General features: G+C 65.2%; 4 protein-coding genes and 1 pseudogene. 3 read left to right on the top strand and 2 right to left on the bottom strand.

Features of this window, described 5'->3' with window-relative positions; genetic code table 11:
- The first annotated feature begins 39 nt into the window (after positions 1–39).
- The 3 genes from MOV75_RS31280 (at position 40) to MOV75_RS31270 (ending at position 2,722) form a co-directional block, all read left to right on the top strand.
- Positions 40–786: a glycerophosphodiester phosphodiesterase gene (locus MOV75_RS31280; protein WP_247007243.1), complete on the top strand. Its 747-nt coding sequence runs from the start codon at positions 40–42 to the stop codon at positions 784–786.
- A gap of 200 nt (positions 787–986) precedes the next feature.
- Entirely contained in the window at positions 987–2,243 is a 1,257-nt protein-coding gene (locus MOV75_RS31275) for a GNAT family N-acetyltransferase (RefSeq protein ID WP_247007242.1), read from the top strand.
- Between the two features lie 50 nt (positions 2,244–2,293).
- Complete coding sequence (locus MOV75_RS31270; protein WP_246919864.1) at positions 2,294–2,722, top strand: HIT family protein; 429 nt, start codon at positions 2,294–2,296, stop codon at positions 2,720–2,722.
- Positions 2,723–2,866: 144 nt separating this feature from the next.
- Here the strand turns inward: MOV75_RS31270 and tsaA are convergent, their stop codons facing one another.
- Together tsaA and MOV75_RS31260 are read right to left on the bottom strand one after the other, a co-directional pair.
- Positions 2,867–3,358: a tRNA (N6-threonylcarbamoyladenosine(37)-N6)-methyltransferase TrmO gene (gene tsaA / locus MOV75_RS31265; RefSeq protein WP_246919863.1), complete on the bottom strand. Its 492-nt coding sequence runs from the start codon at positions 3,356–3,358 to the stop codon at positions 2,867–2,869.
- A 32-nt stretch (positions 3,359–3,390) separates the two neighbouring features.
- A pseudogene (locus tag MOV75_RS31260) lies at positions 3,391–3,528 on the bottom strand (AzlD domain-containing protein); the annotation flags it as partial.

Raw genomic sequence — 3,528 nt, 5'->3', positions numbered from 1 at the left:
GGTCGAGGTCGACGGCGTGTTCGAGGTCGCCTGACGCGCATGCGCGCTCCGGATTGGCTGACAGCCCGGCCGGTCGCCCATCGCGGCCTGCACGACATTTCGCGCGGCATTGTCGAAAACATGCCGGGCGCAGTGCAAGCTGCGATCGCGGGCAATTTCTCGATCGAGGTCGATATCCAGCTCTCCGCCGATGGCGAGGCCATGGTGCATCACGACCACGCGCTTGGCCGCCTCACCGAGGCGACCGGCGAGGTGGTCGAAAGGACCGCGGCGGAGTTGAAGGCGATCAAGTTCAAGGACACGCCTGAGCAGATGATGTCGCTCAGCGACCTCTGCGCGCTCGTCGCCGGCCGCGTCCCGCTGGTGATCGAGGTGAAGAGCCATTTCGGCGGCGACCGCAAGCTGGTGAAGCGGATGGCGGAGGTGCTGGAATCCTACGACGGGCCAGCCGTCGGCATGTCCTTCGATCCCGACCAGGTGCTGGCGCTGCGCGAGCTGTTGCCCTCCCGTCCGCGCGGCATCGTCGCGCAGCGGACCTATGAGGACGACTACTGGGCCAAGCTGAGCCAGGAGCAGCGCGACAGCATGCTGTACCTGCGCCACGGCTTTCAGACCCAGCCCCACTTCGTCGCTTTTCGGGTCGACGACCTCCCGGCCCCCGCCCCCTGGATCGCCCGCAACCTGTTCGGCTGCGCCCTGCTCGGCTGGACCGTCCGCACACCCGAGCAGCGGACGCAGGTCGGGCAGCATGCGGACCAGATGATTTTTGAAGGGTTTGCGCCGTAATCCTCGCTCGTGTCCCGGACGCGCTGCAACGCTACAGCGTTGCTGCGCAGAGCCTGGACCCATCTCTCCGCAAGCGTGCTGCCACATGGGCCCCGGCTCTGCAGCGCACCGCTGAAGGAGCGCTGCGCTGCGTCCGGGGCACGATCGAGCCACGTCCCGCCCCCTTGAAGTCGCTGCTGCAATGCACGATCTTGGGCGGGATGGCATCACCTGAAATCACGCTCGAGGCCGTACCTTCGATTGGCAACGTGTCACCGGAGGATTGGGACGCCTGCGCCAACCCCGGCAAGGCCACTCACGAAACGGCCTGCAACGGACATGGGCCGGGAACCTCATCCGGACTTCCAGGCGATTCCCTCGGCCTCTTAGAACCTGCCTATAACCCATTCGTCTCGCACGCATTTCTCTCCGCCGTCGAGACATCGGGTTCGGCGACCATCCGCACCGGCTGGGGCTCGCGGCACCTCGTGGCCAAGCTCGATGGCCGCGTCGCCGGCGTCGTGCCCTGCTATCTGAAATCGCATTCCCAAGGCGAGTACGTCTTCGACCGCGGCTGGGCGGACGCCTATGAGCGCGCCGGCGGGCGCTACTATCCGAAGCTCCAGGTCTCGGTTCCCTTCACCCCGGCAACCGGGCCGCGGCTGCTGGTCCGCGACGGCGTCGATCGCGAACGCATCATGGAGGCGCTGGCGAGTGGGCTGGTGGCGCTGTGCGGCGTCAGCAAGGCCTCCTCCGTCCATGTCACGTTCGCGCAGGAGGCCGAGTGGAAGCTGCTCGGCGAGCACGGCTTCCTTCAGCGCACCGATCAGCAGTTCCACTGGCACAATGAGGGCTTTGCGAGCTTCGACGATTTCCTGGCGACGCTGAACTCGCGCCACCGCAAATCGATCAAGCGCGAGCGGCGCGATGCGCTCGCCGCCGGGATCACCATCCACTGGCTCACGGGCAAGGATATCACTGAGGACGCCTGGGATGCTTTCTTCATGTTCTACATGGAGACCGGCTCGCGCAAATGGGGCCGCCCTTATCTGACGCGCGAGTTCTTCTCGCTGATCGGCGAGACCATGAGCCAGGACGTGCTGCTGGTGATGGCCCGCCGCAACGATCGCTGGATCGCAGGCGCGATCAACTTCATCGGCTCGGACACGCTGTTCGGTCGCAACTGGGGCGCGGTCGAGCATCATCCCTTCCTGCATTTCGAGGTCTGCTACTATCAGGCGATCGATTTCGCGATCAACCGCGGCCTGAAGCATGTCGAGGCCGGCGCGCAAGGTGAGCACAAGATCGCGCGCGGCTACCTGCCGCGCACCACCCATTCCGCCCACTTCATCGCCGATCCCGGTCTGCGCCGCGCCATCGACGATTATCTCAAACGCGAGCGCGCCTATGTCGCGGAAGCCGGACGGGAGCTTGCCGAGCTCGGCCCGTTCCGCAAAGGCGTCGACGAGGCGCCTTGACGGTTTGCCGTGGCTGGTGACAGTAAGCGCAAAATTCGAGGAGCCGCCGTATGACCGCCTACGACACCAACAACATCTTCGCAAAGATCCTGCGCGGCGAGCTGCCTTGCTCCAAGGTGTACGAGGACGAGCACGTCTTCGCGTTCCTCGACATCATGCCGCGCGTGCCTGGCCATACATTGGTGATCCCGAAGGCCCCTGCCCGCAACATCCTCGACATCAAGCCCGACGACTACGCCCATGTCGCCCGTGGCGCGCACAAGATCGCAGCCGCCGCGATGAAGGCGTTCAACGCCGACGGCATCACCGTGCAGCAATTCAACGAGCCCGCCGGCGGACAGGTGGTGTTTCACCTGCACATGCACGTGATGCCGCGCCACGACGGCGTGGCGATGTTGCCGCCCGCCAGCCGCAAGGAAGACGCCAAGGTGCTGGAAGAGCACGCGGCGAAGCTGATCGCGGCGCTGAAGGCAGGCTAGCGCCGCACACTCCGTCACTGCGAGGAGCCCGCGACAAAATTGCGAAGCAATTTTGCGCCGATGCGACGAAGCAATCCAGACTGTCCCTGAGGAAACAGTCTGGATTGGTTCGCTTCGCTCGCAATGACGGCGGCGAGAGCGCCCTCACTCCGTCTCGAAATCGCCCTTCTGCGGCGCGGCCAGAGGCGTGAACTCGCAACGATCCGGCTTGATGTCGATCAGCGGCGTATTGTCGAGGCAGTCGAGCCCGCGCACCAGGATCGCATTGCCCTCGATCCCGACCAGCTTCACGATCGAGGTACCGATCGGATTGGGCCGGACCGGCGAGCGCAGCGAAAAGGTGCCGCGGGTTTTCTCGTTGTTCTTCGGGCTTTGCAGGATGATGTCGCGGCGCGACTGGTCAAGCCAGTAGAGCACTTCGAGATTGCTGTAGAAATCGACGCCTTTGATCGCCGGTACGAACGGCTCGAAGATCTCGAGGCGGCACACCGGACCATCCTGACGTCCCTGCCGCGGCGTCTCCAGCCGCGACGCCCAGGGCGTGCGGATACGGCCGATGAAGACGAGGCCGGCATCTTGCGTCGGCGGCAGCTCGATGGCGACCTCGCCCTCGCGGAGCTCCTGTTCGCGAACCATATTTCCTGTTCCTTAGCTGTTCGCCGGCGGTTTTAGCCCAACCACCACTTGCCGGCCAGCATGAAGACTTCGCCGGTGACCACGCCCGCAAAGATCGAGCGACGGGCCAGCAGGAAGGCGACGAGGCCGGCCGCCACCGCGCCGTAGCGCAGCACATCCGGCACGCTGGC

Source organism: Bradyrhizobium sp. PRIMUS42, assembly GCF_023006515.1.
Lineage (GTDB): Bacteria > Pseudomonadota > Alphaproteobacteria > Rhizobiales > Xanthobacteraceae > Bradyrhizobium.
The sequence above is the reverse complement of the archived record's forward strand: the minus strand, read 5'-3'. Positions and strand labels throughout refer to the sequence as shown.